The sequence below is a fragment of the Turicimonas muris genome (genome assembly GCF_002221595.1).
GTDB classification, from domain to species: Bacteria; Pseudomonadota; Gammaproteobacteria; order Burkholderiales; family Burkholderiaceae_F; genus Turicimonas; species Turicimonas muris.
In genome coordinates this window covers 70,422-86,772 of the sequence record NZ_NHMP01000010.1, presented here as the reverse complement: position 1 = coordinate 86,772, position 16,351 = coordinate 70,422, and the positions used below count along the sequence as shown (strand labels likewise).

General features: G+C 42.6%; 15 protein-coding genes. 10 read left to right on the top strand and 5 right to left on the bottom strand.

What is annotated here, in order from left to right:
* Window positions 1-497 precede the first annotated feature (497 nt).
* From ADH67_RS11870 to ADH67_RS11850, 4 genes are all read left to right on the top strand, one after another.
* Window positions 498-1,823 (top strand): replication-associated recombination protein A, encoded by a 1,326-nt coding sequence (locus ADH67_RS11870; protein ID WP_236578585.1) that lies wholly within the window; start codon window positions 498-500, stop codon window positions 1,821-1,823.
* 91 nt (window positions 1,824-1,914) lie between these two features.
* A complete protein-coding gene (serS, locus tag ADH67_RS11865) occupies window positions 1,915-3,204 on the top strand; it encodes a serine--tRNA ligase (protein WP_066592295.1) in 1,290 nt (429 codons plus the stop codon).
* An 86-nt stretch (window positions 3,205-3,290) separates the two neighbouring features.
* Window positions 3,291-4,286 (top strand): asparaginase, encoded by a 996-nt coding sequence (locus ADH67_RS11860; protein ID WP_066592297.1) that lies wholly within the window; start codon window positions 3,291-3,293, stop codon window positions 4,284-4,286.
* Window positions 4,287-4,708: 422 nt separating this feature from the next.
* Window positions 4,709-5,554, top strand: a complete 846-nt coding sequence (locus ADH67_RS11850; RefSeq protein WP_089275759.1) for a Fic family protein — start codon at window positions 4,709-4,711, stop codon at window positions 5,552-5,554.
* 34 nt (window positions 5,555-5,588) lie between these two features.
* Here the strand turns inward: ADH67_RS11850 and ADH67_RS11845 are convergent, their stop codons facing one another.
* Window positions 5,589-6,548 (bottom strand): LysR family transcriptional regulator, encoded by a 960-nt coding sequence (locus ADH67_RS11845; protein WP_066592307.1) that lies wholly within the window; start codon window positions 6,546-6,548, stop codon window positions 5,589-5,591.
* A gap of 158 nt (window positions 6,549-6,706) precedes the next feature.
* Here ADH67_RS11845 and ADH67_RS13280 point away from each other — a divergent pair, with 158 nt between their 5' ends.
* A complete protein-coding gene (locus ADH67_RS13280) occupies window positions 6,707-6,874 on the top strand; it encodes a hypothetical protein (RefSeq protein ID WP_157108099.1) in 168 nt (55 codons plus the stop codon).
* 10 nt (window positions 6,875-6,884) lie between these two features.
* Entirely contained in the window at window positions 6,885-8,495 is a 1,611-nt protein-coding gene (locus ADH67_RS11840; RefSeq protein WP_066592310.1) for a disulfide bond formation protein B, read from the top strand.
* A 226-nt stretch (window positions 8,496-8,721) separates the two neighbouring features.
* Here the strand turns inward: ADH67_RS11840 and ADH67_RS11835 are convergent, their stop codons facing one another.
* The 4 genes from ADH67_RS11835 to ADH67_RS11820 all read right to left on the bottom strand — a co-directional run bounded on the left by ADH67_RS11835 (window position 8,722) and on the right by ADH67_RS11820 (window position 12,318).
* Window positions 8,722-9,543, bottom strand: coding sequence for a nitroreductase family protein (locus ADH67_RS11835; protein WP_066592314.1), 822 nt, complete (start codon window positions 9,541-9,543; stop codon window positions 8,722-8,724).
* Between the two features lie 56 nt (window positions 9,544-9,599).
* Window positions 9,600-11,258 (bottom strand): dihydroxy-acid dehydratase, encoded by a 1,659-nt coding sequence (gene ilvD, locus ADH67_RS11830; RefSeq protein WP_066592320.1) that lies wholly within the window; start codon window positions 11,256-11,258, stop codon window positions 9,600-9,602.
* Window positions 11,259-11,342: 84 nt separating this feature from the next.
* A complete protein-coding gene (locus ADH67_RS11825; RefSeq protein ID WP_158212644.1) occupies window positions 11,343-11,849 on the bottom strand; it encodes a C40 family peptidase in 507 nt (168 codons plus the stop codon).
* A gap of 106 nt (window positions 11,850-11,955) precedes the next feature.
* On the bottom strand, window positions 11,956-12,318 hold the full coding sequence (locus ADH67_RS11820; RefSeq protein ID WP_066592328.1) for a hypothetical protein: 363 nt from the start codon (window positions 12,316-12,318) through the stop codon (window positions 11,956-11,958).
* A gap of 554 nt (window positions 12,319-12,872) precedes the next feature.
* Between ADH67_RS11820 and ADH67_RS11815 the strand changes: the two genes are divergently transcribed.
* The 4 genes from ADH67_RS11815 to ADH67_RS11800 all read left to right on the top strand — a co-directional run bounded on the left by ADH67_RS11815 (window position 12,873) and on the right by ADH67_RS11800 (window position 16,326).
* Entirely contained in the window at window positions 12,873-13,583 is a 711-nt protein-coding gene (locus tag ADH67_RS11815; protein WP_084081459.1) for a nucleoside recognition domain-containing protein, read from the top strand.
* A gap of 14 nt (window positions 13,584-13,597) precedes the next feature.
* Window positions 13,598-14,074: a YjiG family protein gene (locus ADH67_RS11810; RefSeq protein WP_066592331.1), complete on the top strand. Its 477-nt coding sequence runs from the start codon at window positions 13,598-13,600 to the stop codon at window positions 14,072-14,074.
* A 13-nt stretch (window positions 14,075-14,087) separates the two neighbouring features.
* Complete coding sequence (gene iadA, locus ADH67_RS11805; RefSeq protein ID WP_066592334.1) at window positions 14,088-15,233, top strand: beta-aspartyl-peptidase; 1,146 nt, start codon at window positions 14,088-14,090, stop codon at window positions 15,231-15,233.
* Between the two features lie 76 nt (window positions 15,234-15,309).
* Window positions 15,310-16,326 (top strand): LysR family transcriptional regulator, encoded by a 1,017-nt coding sequence (locus ADH67_RS11800; protein WP_066592337.1) that lies wholly within the window; start codon window positions 15,310-15,312, stop codon window positions 16,324-16,326.
* Window positions 16,327-16,351 lie beyond the last annotated feature (25 nt).

Below are 16,351 nucleotides of genomic sequence, written 5' to 3'. Positions count from 1 at the left end.
TTTTGCTATCTGCTTCTTTCAGCCTGTACATCACTGCACACACCTTGCAGATTCGCTAGCTCTTCCCACTAGCGGGCGAGCTCGGGACTTTCACCCTTTAGATTGCACTCATGCCGAGCACACAAAAGAGGGGTTCCGGCTGATAGCTGGAACCCGAAGTTTTATCTTACAGGAGGAATTTGATAGAGAATCATCTCTCTTCACGCTTTCATCATATAGGCAAGACACTTCAATGTGTTTTTCGAACTATTAAAAGTACGAACTAATGTAAAGGAGAGAAGGAAAAATAATTGCCGGTTACAAACCTCTCATTCCAATCAGCAAGACATTGAAAATTTCTTTCCTAATTGCTAATGTTTCCAAAGTCAAAAAATCTCTAAAGAATCAGCGAAATGCAAGATAATTTATTCGAGTTTGAAAGTGCAGGATCTTCTTCCGAACCGACAAAAACAAAGAAAAACAATGTAGAAGATAAAGCCTCTCCTTTGGCTGAACGCATGCGGCCTAAAACAATTAATGAGGTAGTCGGTCAAAAACAAATTCTTGGGGAGGGCAAAGCTCTGAGAAGTGCTTTTGAAAGCGGGCATCCCCACTCGATGATTCTTTGGGGTCCTCCGGGAGTTGGCAAAACCACACTTGCCAGATTAATGGCCGATGCTTTTCATTTGCCGTTTATCTCTATCTCCGCAGTGCTCGGAGGAGTAAAAGATATCAGAGACGCCGTTGAAAAGGCTACAAAATACAGAGAAGCCACCGGCAAATCTACCGTGGTTTTTGTCGATGAAGTACATAGATTCTCTAAGAGCCAGCAGGACGCCTTTCTTCCTCATGTGGAAAGCGGTCTTTTTACTTTTATCGGCGCCACCACTGAAAATCCGAGCTTTGAAGTTATCTCAGCATTGCTTTCACGCTCAAATGTCTATGTTCTTGAATCCCTTTCTAAAGCAGATTTGAATGAACTGTTAGAGAGAGCAAACAAACAAGAATTTCCTGATATTTCCTTTGAAGAAAAATCCAAAGACATCCTATTTAATCTCGCGGACGGTGATGCGAGACGCTTCCTAAATGCCGTTGATGTTATTACGACCGTGGCCCGTGATAATGGCATTCATGTCATCACTGAAGATTTCGTTAGAAAGACACTTCCTTCAACTATTCGCCGGTTCGACAAAGGAGGAGAGAATTTTTACGACCAGATTTCCGCTCTCCATAAATCCGTCAGAGGCTCTGATCCGGATGCAGCGCTTTACTGGATGTGCAGAATGCTTGACGGCGGTGTTGACCCTCTTTATCTCGGCAGAAGATTGGTACGGATGTCTATTGAGGACATCAGTCTCGCCGACCCAAGAGCCATTACCTTAGCTAGTGAAGCCGTCCGGATCTACGAGCGCCTTGGCTCTCCTGAAGGTGAGTTGGCTTTGGCAAACGCCGTGATTTATTTAGCGATGGCTCCGAAATCTAATGCTGTCTACAAGGCATATAACCAAATGAAGGCTTTTGTTAAAAAGGACTCCACAAGAGCTGTCCCCTTAAAGCTGAGGAACGCGCCGACTAAACTGATGGGGGATTTAGGCTACGGAACTCATTATCGCTACGCCCACGATGAAGAGGGCGCGTTTGCAGCAGGAGAAAAGTATTTCCCGGATGATTTGGAAGAACTTCGCTTTTATCATCCTGTTCCAAGAGGGTTAGAAATCAAAATTGGAGAAAGACTGAAAGAACTCCAACGTCTTAATCAAGAAGCAAGAGTGGCACAATCGGCTCCGGAAGGTTTGAAAACCGGGAATAAATATAACGAGCCTGAACACGTCAATCCTAAATAACAGAACCTAGAGAATTGCAGCCTTAAGTATTACTATCTTATGGCGTACAATCATTACTTATGTTTATAAAAATTGTGAGACATTAATAAAAATGCTTGACCAGAACCTCCTTCGCAAAAACTTAGATGAAGTTGTCGCCAGATTGGCAACGAGAAAGTTTGAATTTCCAGTTGAAAAATACAACGCTCTTGAGTCCGAAAGAAAGGCTGTTCAATCTGAAACAGAACAGCTACAGGCCCAAAGAAACGCTGTAGCCAAACAGATTGGCGCAGCTAAAAAGTCCGGTCAAGACGCCACTGAGCTTTTGAAGAAAGGAAGTGAAATTGCTTCCAAATTAAGCGACTTAGAAAAGAGAACCGAAGAGCTTAAGACAGCTTTGACAGATCTTCTTTTAACTATTCCAAATCTTCCGCACGAATCCGTTCCAGTCGGTAAAGACGAAACTGAAAACGTTGAAGTCCGCCGCTGGGGTACACCGCGTAATTTTGATTTTGAAATCAAAGACCACGTTGATGTCGGTGCTCCTTTAGGTTTGGATTTTGAAACCGGGACAAAACTTGCTGGCACACGCTTTGCTTTCATGAAAGGACCCGTTGCACGTCTTCATCGCGCCCTAGCTCAGTTCATGCTGGACACTCACACAACAGAACACGGCTACACAGAATGCTATACACCTTATATCGCTAACCAAGAAACCTTAATCGGTACCGGTCAGCTTCCTAAGTTTGAAGAAGACTTGTTTGCCGCCAAGAAGGGCGGTCAAGAAGGTGAGGGTGAGATTTTCTATTTGATTCCGACTTCTGAAGTTACTTTAACTAACTCCGTCAGAGGCCTGATGCTCAAAGAATCTGACTTACCAATTAAGATTACCGCTCAGACTCCTTGCTTCCGTTCCGAAGCCGGTTCTTATGGCAAAGACACACGCGGTATGATTCGCCAGCACCAGTTCGAAAAAGTCGAAATGGTCCGCATTACTAAACCGGAAGACAGTTACCAGCATCTTGAAGAAATGGTTGTATGCGCCGAGAAGATTCTTCAGAAACTCGGTTTACCGTATCGTGTTATTACACTCTGCACAGGCGACATGGGTTTCGGTTCAGCTAAGACATACGACTTGGAAGTTTGGATTCCTGCCCAGAACACTTATCGCGAAATCAGCTCTGTTTCTAACTGCGAAGCTTTCCAAGCCCGCAGAATGCAGACTCGCTTTAAGAATGCACAAAACAAACCGGAATATGTACATACATTGAACGGCTCCGGATTGGCGGTCGGAAGAACTTTAGTTGCTGTTCTGGAAAACTATCAGAATGCAGACGGCAGTGTTACCGTTCCTGAAGTTTTAAGACCTTACATGGGTGGTCTTGAAGTTTTAAAGCCATAACAGTTTAATTATTCTCTTGAAGGCGTTGTTTTCCTAGCAACGCCTTTTTAGTATCACGTTTTAAAAACTTTTTCACGGAGTTGAAAGTGACGAATCCGAAACTACCTAAAGTTGCAATTCTTGCCACCGGCGGAACCATTGCAGGAAAAGCTGCTTCTTCCACTGCAACAACAGGATATGTTCCTGGTTCTGCAACTGTCGCGGACATTGTAGATTCTGTTCCTGCATTAGCAGAGATTGCTGAGATTGTTACAGAGCAGGTAAGCAATATCGGCAGCGAAGACATGACTGATGATATCTGGGAAAAACTTACCGAGATTTCTCAAAAATATTTAGATGACGACTCAATTGCAGGCGTTGTCATCACTCACGGTACCGACACTCTGGAAGAAACAGGCTTCTTATTGAATTTAGTATTGTCTTCCGATAAACCCGTTATCTTGGTTGGTTCAATGAGACCGGCAACTGCAATCAGTGCGGACGGCCCCATGAATATTATTGAAGCAGTCAAAGTTGCGGTTTGTCCTGAAGCAAAAGGAAAAGGAGTTCTCGCCGTCATGAATGATGAGATTCATGGACTTAGAGATGTCACCAAAACAAATACCACCAATGTGGACACTTTTCAGTCCAGACTGTTCGGTGCTTTGGGGATGATTACGGGAGGCACTCCTTATTTCTTCAAACAAAGCGTTAAGCCCCATACTACTCAAACAGAGTTTTCTCTCCAAGATGTTAAAGATTTACCGCGAGTCGACATCATCTATGCACATGCTAATCAGGATTCCACACTTATCGATGCAGCAGTGGCAGCCGGAGCAAAAGGTATTGTCTATGCAGGGATGGGCAATGGGAGCATTCACAAAAATGCATTCTCCGGACTTGAGAGTGCTGCAAACAAAGGTGTTTTAGTAGTACGTTCCAGCAGAACAGGAAGCGGTCTGGTAGTTGACTCAAACTCTGAATGGCAAAACTTTATTAATGCTGGTTCTTTAAATCCGCAAAAGGCCCGTGTTCTTCTCCAGCTGGCTTTAAAGAAAACTTCAGATCTAGAAGAAGCAAGAAGAATTTTCGAAACTTACTAGGATTTTGGGAAGAAGAACATCTTTCTAATATCAAGACGGAATAGTCCGATAGTTTCCTTTAGAACTTCAGGCTATACCGTCTTTTTTCTGCGACTTCTTCGGAAATCAAGAAAAGCATACTTTGATGCTGCTGTTTTTGTATGAAATGGCTGAAGGCATTTTTCGTTCCAAAAGTGCCTTTTTTCGTTCCAATTTGGAACGAAAAAAACGTTAAAATGAAACGAAAAAGAGATAAAAAACGATGAAGGAAAAACACTCAGCTCTTCTAAATTTACTTTTGACCGGAGACCTTAGCTTTAAGCAAAATTGCAGAAAAACTGGGCTCTAACATTTCAAAGACGTCTGCGTACCGCCTCGTCAAAGAGCTCGTTCAGAAACAACGAATTGAATTAAAAGGAGCAGGACGGAACTCGGTTTATTCCTTGTCTGATTATGGACGCTTGTTCGGACGATTTGATGTAGAGAGCTATTTTGAAAATGAAAACAGAAAAGTTCTCAACACCTTTAATTTCAGAATCTTTGAACTCTTGGAACAAAATCAGGTCTTTCGCGATGAAGAAATAAGAAAATTGTATGACCGAGAAAGAGAATTTGAACTTAGAATGAAGTCTCTTCCAAAGATTGCCAGACAAAAAGAGATGGAAAGGCTCGTCATTGACCTTTCTTGGAAGTCCTCTCAAATCGAAGGAAATACTTACAGTTTGTTAGAAACAGAAGCACTTCTCAAAGACGCCAGAGAAGCAAAAGGAAAATCCAAAACCGAAGCTTTAATGATTTTGAATCATAAAAAGGCTTTGTCTTACATCCTTGAAAATCCTGACTTTTTCGATAAATTAACCGTCTCTAAGATTGAAGATATTCACTATCTTCTAACCAAAAATATGGGAGTAACAAGAAATGTACGCTCTTTCAGGGTTGGAATTACAGGTACTTCTTACACTCCGTTAGATAATTCTTTTCAAATTTCTGAGGCCTTAGAGCAAACTTGCCGATTAATTAACGATAAGAAGAATATCTTGGAAAAGGCATTTTTGGCTCTAGTTTTAATCTCCTACATCCAACCATTTGAGGATGGAAATAAAAGAACTTCACGCATTATTTCCAACGCTGTATTATTGGCAAATAGTTACTGTCCCATTTCCTTTCGAACAGTTGAGCCCATAGATTACAGGTACGCAACTCTTCTGTTTTATGAACAGAACAATCTATCCGAACTTAAACAAATGTTCATCGAGCAATTTGAGTTCTCAACTTCCAATTATTTTTAACCGAAGCGATGACCATAAAGGCCTCAGTCTTCGACTAACTTCTTGAACTTAGTTGACAGCATTGTCCAATAGGCACAAATTCGCCAATGCCTTTCTTCCATTGTGCACGAATAAATTCGGCTAACAGTTCCACCCTCAAAGGCATTGAAGACCTATAAGGCGTGACCATCCAAAAACGAAGAGACATAGTCTCTTTGGGAGCATAAAGTCTGACAAGATTCCCTCTTTTCTCTTCTGGATCAAACAAATATTTAGGCAGCCCTAGCACTATTCCGACCTCTCCAATGGCAGCATCTCTGAGTGCTTCCATTTCATCGACACGAAAGCGTAAACCCGTTGGATGAGCTTGCGCTTCAAGAGTATTTGGGTCATAAATCAAAGAAGGACACATCCAAGCAGAATTGATTACTATTCTGTGCATACTCAAGTCTTCAATTTTTTTCGGCGTTCCGAATTTCTTAAGATATTTTGGCGAGGCACAGATATAAGTAGGAACACGTCCCAGCTCTTTTGCACCGTAGCAGACAGATTCTGTATCACTGACTAATATAGCGAGATCATCACTTGTAGTAATTCTTTCGCTAGGATCGGATGGAGTGGAGTGAAGCTCTATAGTGACCTCAGGATAGAGCTCTTGAAATTGAGATGTCCACGATACAACCATAGGCGCCAAACCTGCCGTGACACCAAAAGTGATTTTTCCTTGAATCGAGTTTTGTTTCTCAGTGAGACCCTGTATTGTTGTCGAAAATTGCAAAAGTAAGGGTGCAATTGCTTTTAAGGCAATCTGACCTTCAGCCGTTAAAACGCAACACTTAGATTTTCTGATTAACAGGGAGTAACCAAGTGCATTTTCTAATGCTTCAATCCTTCTGCTAATAGTTGATACGTCCGAACCTAATTCTACAGACGCTTTATTCATCGATCCTTCCATGGCTGCATGGTAAAAAGCTTTCCAGCTCTCAAGATTAAAAAGTTTTCCAGTGCGAGACATTCAGCTTCCCTTGAATTAAAGATTCAACAAGTATATTACCAAGTATTTTCTAATTTGCTTTGCAATAATACAATGAACAATTGCTGAATTGCATTGCACAAATCCGCCAATAATCGGAAGATGTATCCATAAAACCTCATAACCTTAGGAGAGCTTTTATGGAAGTTTTAATGATTTTACTTTTCTTGGCCTGCTTAGCGGTTTTGTACTTCAAACCTCAAAAAGAAGGCTTGGCATTTTTACTGTTCTGGTGCGCCACAGGCCTCTGCTTCTTTATGTACATGGTAGGAAGCATCAATGCGATCCTGCCGAATATGACTTACTAAAGGAGCGATCATGAAATTGAATATCAGATGTTTAGGAGAAAAAGAATTTAATGTGGCAATGTTGATTGCCGTCTTATTAATTTTGGTTGTTCCTGTAGGACTTGCCAATTTTTATCTGGGCTATTACAAGGGTGAAAGCCCATGCACTCTATGTTGGTTTGAAAGATTCGGAATGATTTCCGTTGGTTTCCTCGGGCTATTTATGGTGGCCTATGGTCCCAAACTTCGCTACATTTCTTCAGTCTTCATCTGTGCCGCATATGGAATCTACATGACTTTGCGTCATTTCTTTCTCTACGTTCCGGGGGACATCGGCAGCGGGCAGGCAGGAGCAATGTTTGGGGCTCATACCTATACTTGGGGCATTTTCGTATACTGGGCAGTAGTGGTGGTGATGGCTTGCTTACTCTTATTTGTAAGAAAAGACAGTCCCATTATGGCCGATATTGCTGAAACTAGAAACGTAATTAAACCTTTCACTCCATTTGGCAAAATCGTTGTTCTTCTAACCTTTATTGTTACTTTCTCTAACGGCGTGCAGGCTCTGTTTACCAACGGTCTTCCTCCAAATGCTGGCAAACATTTTCCGGATCGCTGGACAATGGATCTGACACATGCCAAACAAAGAATGCAAGCAAATATTTGGGGACGTTTAGCAAAACCTTGGAGCCTGACCGGCAACAACAAAGTAACTGATCCTTTACTTCCGGGAGCTTTAGAACCGAAAGAAGAGAAGTTTGATATGAATAGCGAAAACGGTGCCTTCAAAGAACTCAAAGACGGCCCGGTTCTGAAGAACAAGAAAGTATTGCCTTTTGAAGCTAAAGGAATTTATGGTGAAGGAAACGCGGCAGGCATTGCCTATAACCCAAATCTTAAAGAATTTGGAGTTTGCAATAACCGCGGCGGTATGTACTTCACTGACGACAATCTGCACAAAGTTAAATCCTTTGCGGTCCTTGACGTTGTCAATGGCAACGACATCACCTGGACAGCAGACTGCTCATATGTTGGAGATAAACTTTTCAATACGGCTTGGAACAAACAGTTATACAGCATTGAACATTCTGCTCCAGCTAAAACCGATGAAGAAAAATATCGCGAGTGGTCAACTTTCCGCAAAACCTCCGGTGATCTTAAGATGACCTGGTTCTGGGATTATCCATATATCCTTACAGATCGTGCGCGCTCAGCCTTTGTTACGAATATGGCTGCCTCAGCCAAAGCTGACGGCTACTACATGGTTTCTGTTCCGAATAAAGTTGCCAAACGCCCGGTTCTAATTAAAGTAGATGCTAAGGATAGGAAACTTTCTGAAGAAGGCTATCTGAGAGCAGCTCCTGAGCTTCTTAAAGACGGCAGAAACATCAACGATTACTACGTTACAGGATTAGTTTCTCTGCCGAATGGAAAACTTCTTGGCTATTCGATTCGTTACAACACATTGTTGTTAATCAATCCGGATACGAAAACGGTCGAAGCCGCTTATAGGATGCCGAAAGATCTGAAATTGGCTCATTCAATGACCATAAAAGGCGATTCGATTTTCATGCTCGGCAGAGAAAATGGAAAAGATATGGTTTATGAACTTTCTATGCCTCCTCTCAGTAATCAAAAATAATTAATAATATAGCTAAAAGGAAATCTTTGCCTGTCCTGCCTAATCGGGACGGGCTTTTTTACGATATTGTAGTAACGTAAGTCCATCGACCTCTCTTCTGTTTTACGCGAAGCAAAGCTGGTTCGAGGCCAAACAAATATTCATTGAGTAATTTGACTACTCAACATCCAATTATTTTTAACAAAAGAAAGGACTGGACCCTCTGTGTCACAGTCCTAACTTTAATCTATCTCAGGAAAGTTACAGGAACTGGTCCTCGAGCAGGAACATGATGGGCTTGTACCGTCTTATGTCCAAAGAAGAGGCCGATGTAAATACTTTCGTTCTCCTGAAGCTCCAGAAGTTGACGAAGAGCAGGGGAAGCCTGAGCAATATTAGTTCCTCTGCCGGCAAAACAGCAGCCAATATTTCTGGCCTCAGCAGCTAAATTAAAGTACGTGGCAGCAATGGCGCAATCAATTTCTCCCCAACGCTGATTCTTATCTCCAACTAAAAATATTGCAGCCGGAGCCCCACAGAAGAAGGGGTCTTTGCCATTTTTCAGAAGCTCAATCATCGATTCAGGGTTGTAGCGCTTAATAAAAGCAGAATCTTCGACAGCTTCATTAGCAAGCCAATTTAAAGCTGTTTGATTAAACTCTCTAATTTTTGCCGGTGTGGGTAAAACGATCCATCTTAAAAATCTGGCATTTCTACCGGACGGAGCCAAGTTAGCAACTTCAAGAATTTCTTCTATTAAACCCAGAGAGACGGGCCTTTTGGCAAATGTCCGATAGGAACGGCGGCTTTTAAGAGCTCCGTCAATGATGGCTTTATTTTTAATGTCGTAAGCCAGACTAGGTCCTAAAGTTTTGCCTTCTGAAATCTCTTGTTCAGCAGCACCCTCAGGACAAAAGGCAACACATTGACCGCACTCCGTGCATTTGTCAGCATTCTCTTCTAACATTACCGGGTGCCTATCTTCCAAGGTCAATAAATGTTTTGGGCAGACAAAAACGCATGTTCCGCATCCGGAACAAAGGTCTTCATTACAAGAAAAGGTACTCAAGATTTTCTCCAGGGGATTAGAAAGGAGGCCGAAGCCTCCCTTAGTTACTTTAGATTTTATGACAGAACAGCGCCTGAAGTTCCGGAACTGACAAGTTTGGAATATCTCGCCAAATAGCCGGTTGTAATCTTAGGCTGTCTTGGCTTCCATTTGACTTTTCTCTTTTCCAACTCTTCGTCTGAGAGTTCAACTTCAATTTTGTGTTCCGGGATATTGATGGAAATGATGTCTCCTTCTTCCAACAATCCAATCGGACCGCCGATGGCAGCTTCGGGAGAGACATGACCAATCGCCGCGCCGCGAGTAGCACCGGAGAATCTTCCGTCGGTAATAAGAGCTACGGAAGAGCCTAAGCCGCTGCCAATAATGGCAGATGTCGGAGAAAGCATTTCACGCATACCGGGGCCTCCTTTAGGACCTTCATAGCGGATGACAACAACGTCTCCGGCCTTAATCTTTTGATCCCAAATGGCTTTAATGGCATCTTCTTCAGAGTCAAATACTCTGGCCGGACCTTTATGAACCAGCATTTCAGGAGCCACTGCAGCTCTTTTTACGACACAGCCGTCCGGGGCTAAATTGCCGAACAAGGCAGCAATTCCACCGGTTTCACTGTATGGATTGTCGATAGAACGAATAATTTCAGGATCTTTAATCTCGGCATCTGCCAAATTCTCTTCAATAGTCTTGCCTGTCACGGTCATTAAATCTGTCTTCAGAAGACCTTTCTTGGCAATTTCCTTCATAACAGCAGGAATGCCTCCGGCTTCGTTGAGTTCTTCAATAAAGTGTGAGCCGACAGGAGAGAGGTGGCAAAGGTTTGGAGTTCTTTCGGAAATCTCATTGGCCAAATGCATATCCAATTTAATGCCGCATTCGTGAGCGATGGCCGGCAAATGAAGCATGGAGTTGGTGGAACAGCCGAGAGCCATATCCATTGTCATAGCATTCATGAAAGCATCTTCTTTCATGATGTCGCGGGGAAGGATATTCTTCTCAAGCAGCTCCATGATCTTCATACCGGTTTGTTTAGCCAAACGGATACGAGCACTCATGACTGCAGGGATTGTTCCGTTGCCGGGAAGTGCCATTCCGAGAACTTCTGTCAAACAGTTCATGGAGTTAGCTGTAAACATGCCGGAACAAGATCCGCATGTCGGACAAGCCTTATGTTCAATTTCTTTAAGCTTTTCTGCATCAATTTTGCCTGTTTTGAATGCGGCGACACCTTCGAAGGCAGAAACCAAAGACAATTTCTTCTTACCGATAGTCCCGGCGCTCATTGCGCCGCCTGAGACGAAAATTGTAGGGATATTAAGTCTAGCAGCAGCCATTAAAAGTCCAGGAACGTTCTTATCGCAATTAGGAACCATCACAAGGGCGTCTAAGGCGTGAGCAATTGTCATAGCTTCTGTGCTGTCAGCGATAAGTTCACGGCTGACCAAAGAATACTTCATACCTTCGTGGCCCATGGCAATGCCGTCACAGACAGCGATTGCAGGAAAAACGATTGGAATGCCTCCAGCCAAAGCAACGCCTTGTTTAACGGCATCTACGATTTTGTCCAGATTCATATGTCCCGGAACAATGTCGTTTTTAGAACTTACGATTCCAATTAATGGCTTTTTAAGTTCTTCGTCTGTTAATCCCAATGCATATAATAAAGAGCGATGAGGAGCCGCCCCAGGTCCTTTTTTGATTTTGTCACTTCTCATATTTTTTCCTTGAGTTAGGTATTCAGCTAAGTAGATCAAAAATATCAAACTAGTTATGTAAAAAAGCTAAAAATTATTATATTTTTAATAGATGATTCGGCGGAAACCAACCACCCGAGGTTTCCAGTAGACGCCGTTCATTGACTCCAAACGGACGTGAGAACCGGAAGAGGGCGCATGCAAGAAACGACCTTTATCAGCAACGAGGCCAGTATGAAGGCGTCTACCGATTTTAAAAACCACTATATCTCCCAATTTTGCGTCAGCTTTTTTTATTCTTATCCCGGCTTTTGATTGATCTTGGGTTCGTCTGGGGACAGCAATGCCGTGAGACTGATAAGCCCAGTAAATGAGGCCAGAACAGTCAAATCCTTGAGAGGGAGAAGCTTTGCCGTAAGAATATTTTTTTCCGATTTGCGACATTGCTGTCTCGAGAACATTCGATCCGGGAGTCCCATCGTACTCTACCGGTACATAACCGGAAATGGTGGAAGAATTAAAAATAGAACAGCCAGCCTGAAGCAAAAAGAGCAAGGAGAGAATAACTAACCTTGCAATACATAATACTTTCTGCTGGTAACTTTTTGACAAAACTTCATGCATTCAGAAATTATAATCGGGAGAAACAGCAGAAAAGGCCAAGCACGATGAGAAGTGATTGGCCTTTTTAAAGAAAATCTCTTAATCTGAGCAGAGATTATTTTTGTTCAGCTGCAGGAGCTTCAGATTTCTTTTCCTGAGGAGCCGGAGCTTCTGTCTTTACCAAGAAGGTAGCTAATTGGCAAAGCTTCTCGTGGAATTCTTTCTTAGCGTTCATATTGAACGGAAGGCCGGTTTCTGTAAATGTCTTCAGTACAGAATCAAAATTGGTAAAGATGTCGCCGCGGTTGAAAGCTTTTTCATGAACGACTCCTACCATATCGCACCATGCGAATGTGACTTGGAATACTCCGTTAACTCTTTCTATCGTTCTTAAAGAAACATCACCCGGCTTAAGCGCTCTGTTTTTTTGTTCTTCCGGAACTTCTACTTTGAAATAATCTGCAGAAGGTCTGCCCATTTTTAGTCTCCTATTTAATAATCAGGATTAGTGAGAACGGAGATGATAGTGCAGAGCTACCTATCTAGCAAATCACCACTTTAGATTCCGTTCTATCAATCCCAAATAAGCTCTTTCATGATAAAGGCAGAAAAAGCATCAACTTTTCTCATTATGTATGCCAAAAACTACTTTTACTATCTGAAAAATCGCAAGAAATAACCCTGATAAAGACTTCTCTAAATAGAAAGTTGCATAATTTTTTATAGGGTATTTGCTTAATACTAAGAATATATAAAACAGTATAGAAAAATTAAAATATTTTTTATCTATTTATTTTATAAAGATATTTTTATTTTGAATGATGTGTATATATCATTCAACATTTAAAATGTTATTTCTCATGCTATTAGATAAAACCTGAATAGATAATAAGTACTAAAGCTTACATAATTCACTTGTTAGCATTTTTTGCTATCGGTAAGGGGGGCTTATAGATCGCATTCTGCGGCTCTTCCATTACACATATAAATAAGTCCTTCTATTTTTCATCTCTACTTTTAACAGGAATTGATATGGCTTCAACTGCTAATACTCCAAAACCTGAAATGGACGGCTGGAGAAGTGAGAAGGTTACCATCGGTAATTACATCTCTCTTGCAATCGCTATTGTCTTCTTCTCAGGTGTTTGCGCATCTACTCACTGGTGGGGTATCTTCGACTTCACTACATTGAATGGCGGCTTTGGTAAGCTGGTATCCGGTGTTTCTCAAAACGCTGACGGTATTCACACTGCCATGGCTAACTTCCGTGGTAAAGGCGGTTCCGGTGCTATTGACGGCTTTATGTTCGCTTTAACATTGGTCCCAACAGTTATGTTCGCCCTTGCCATGATCACCATTTTCGATCACTTTGGTGCTTTGAAGGCTTGCCGTCAATTACTTACTCCGATCCTCAGACCGTTGATTGGTGTTCCGGGATCCGCTGGCTTGGCTCTTATTGCTTCTCTTCAATCTACTGACGGCGGCGCCGCTTTGACACGTCAGTTAAAAGACGACAATGTTCTTACAGATAGAGAAATCAATAACTTTGCTGCTTTCCAGATGACCGCTGATGCTTGTATTACAAACTTCTTCTCATCCGGCGCAGTTCTTTTCACATTGTTAGCCGCTGATGGCAAACCTGCAGTACCAGTAAGCTTGGGCGTTTGCTTAGGCGTTCTTCTCGTTGGTAAGGTATGTGGTGCCAACCTCATGCGTTTAATCCAATTACGTTCTAAGAAATAAGAAGGAGAGAGATAATGTCTAGTAGTCCAAACTCTAAACCAATGGTCACCGACGTTTTCGTTAACGGTGCTATTCAAGGCTGGAACATTGCCACACACTCCACAATTCCGAACGTTTTGATGGCTTTCGTTATCATTCGTATCTTGGACGTGTCCGGTCTCCTCGCTTTAATCGGTACAGGCCTCGGACCAGTCATGGGTATCTTCGGTCTTCCCGGTGAAGCCGCAACCATTTTGCTCGGTGGATGGATGTCCATGGGCGGTGGCGTTGGCGTAGCTGTTGCTTTGTTCGACAAGGGCGCTATCAACGGTCAGGAACTCGCAATCTGCATCCCAGCTATCTATTTGATGGGTTCTCAGGTTCAGTACATGGGTCGTTGCCTTGGTGTTATCGGCATCAAAGGTGCTGACATGCTCAAGATCATGGCTGTTCCTCCGATCATCGCCATTTGCTCTCTTTGGATCATGAACATTTTCGTTCTCGGTTCATAATTAGGAGTCTTGAATGCCAACCGGATATTTGTTTAGAAACGCAGAAGTTTACGCACCAGAACACTTAGGTCGTAAAGACATCTTGGTAGTAGGACAAAAGATTATCGCTATCGATAATCATATTGACGCTAAAGTACCGGGACTTGAAGAAGTTGATTTAGAAGGTGCGATTGTTACCCCAGGTTTGATTGACCAGCACATCCACGTCACCGGAGGCGGCGGGGAAGGTGGCACGGTCACTCGCGCCCCTGAACTCAATTTTTCTGAATTAGTTGAAGCGGGTATTACATCCTTTGTCGGTGTTTCTGGCACCGACAGTGAAACTCGTCCTATCGAAGCCCTTATGGCTAAAGTAAGAGCTTTAACAAAGGAAGGTGCCTCTGGCTGGATGTGGACCTCAAACTATCGCTATCCTCCGACTACCGTTACCGGTGATGTTCGTAAGGATCTTCTGACAATTCCGGAATGCTTGGGTGTGAAGATTGCAATGGGAGACCATCGCTGCTCATTCCCAACAACTCAAGAAGTTCTTCGTGTTCTTTCTGATTGCCGAGTAGGCGGCATGATTTGCGGTCACGATTCTTACTTGCATGTACACTTAGGAGATCTGCCAATCGCATTCCCTGCATTTATGGAATGCGTAAAGATGGGAATGCCTATTAAGCATATTCGTCCGACACACGTAGGTCGCCATAAGGTTGTTTTCGAACAAGCTATTGAGTTTACCAAAGCCGGCGGATATATTGATATCACAACCAGCGGCGGAAATTACATGGGCGATGCCTCTGACGCCTTTGTAATGGCTCTCGAAAACGGTGCTCCAATCGACCGAATCACTTTCTCTTCTGACGGTCATGGCTCCATGCCAAGATTTGATGAAAAGGGTGAAATGGTTGGCTTAGCAGTTTGCAAGGTATCTGACAACTTGCTTATCCTCCAGAAGTTGGCTAAGAAGATTGGTCTTGAAAAGGCCCTCCTGCCTCTCACAAGAACAATTGCTACAGCCCTTTGCTTAGAAAACAAAGGTACTTTGGAAGCAGGTAAAGATGCAGACTTGCTTGTTATGAACGCTGAACACCAACCGGTTCATCTGTTCATGAAAGGCAGACAAGTCATGAAAGACTCTAAGGTTATCGTCAAAGGTACTTTTGAAGTCTAGAACTCTTTGAGTTAATTGCTAAACGGATCCTTCGGGGTCCGTTTTTTTATAATTGCGCTAAACGTTGGGGGCAGAAGTGAATGTAAAAGAGAACTTAAAAGTTTGGCAACTGTTATCGGAAATCAATAAAACCGGTAACTTAACTGATGCCGCAAAATCTTTAGACATTCCTTTGTCCAGAGCCTCAAAACTAATAAATCAGTTAGAAGAGGAACTGGGGTATACCATCCTAGATCGCTCGAAAAAACCGGCTCTCTTAACATGGGAAGTGAAGAAGCTCATGCCCTACGTTCAACGACTTCTGTGCAATTGGAAATTTATCAGCAGTCCAGAATTTATTAAGGGAACCGGCGTTAGAAAGAATTTGGAATACTCTTTAACCGTCAGTTTTCCGGTGAATTCAGACGGCACCAAGTTTATTAATTCTTTGACTCATATTTGCAGGACAAAGTATCCAAACCTTCAGCTCCAATTTACATCGGATTGCGGGGAAACCGGGTTACTTAGCGGAGCAGCAGACATCGCTTGGTTTGGGTATCGACCAAAGCATGAAGAATTATTTTGGGTTCCGAGCGGATATCAATTTACCTTTCCAATGGCGTCAAAAAAATATAAGAAAAGATTTGGTATCCCCAAAAACATTGAAGAGCTGAAAAATCACACTATTCTCATGAGACAGATGTCCAACGGCTCCTATTATCCAATTCTAGAAAACGGCCAGCACAGCATTGATTTAAGTTCTTACTCTCAGGTATTTCTTGGCGATGCCTCTGTCTGTAAAAGAATGCTGATCCAAGGAGAGGGCATTGCAATCGACATCGGAGCAAGTTTCGTTGATGAAGAGCTTGAGTCAGAAGAAGTTTTTCCGATTTTGACGGGCTGGCACCGTCCTCCTTGGCCAATTTCTATTGCTTGCCGAAAAGAAAACAAAAACGAAAGAATTGTGCAAGATATCATAGAGATGATACGAGATTGGTATACACGTCCCGGACGAGACCACTGGATTTATTGGTATAAAAGGCTCCAGATCCCTTCTGAAAATCTTCCCGGAATTTATCTTCCGTTCGGATGGCGTAAGGAATTAAATCAATAAACATCCGATCTCAATAATCATTTGT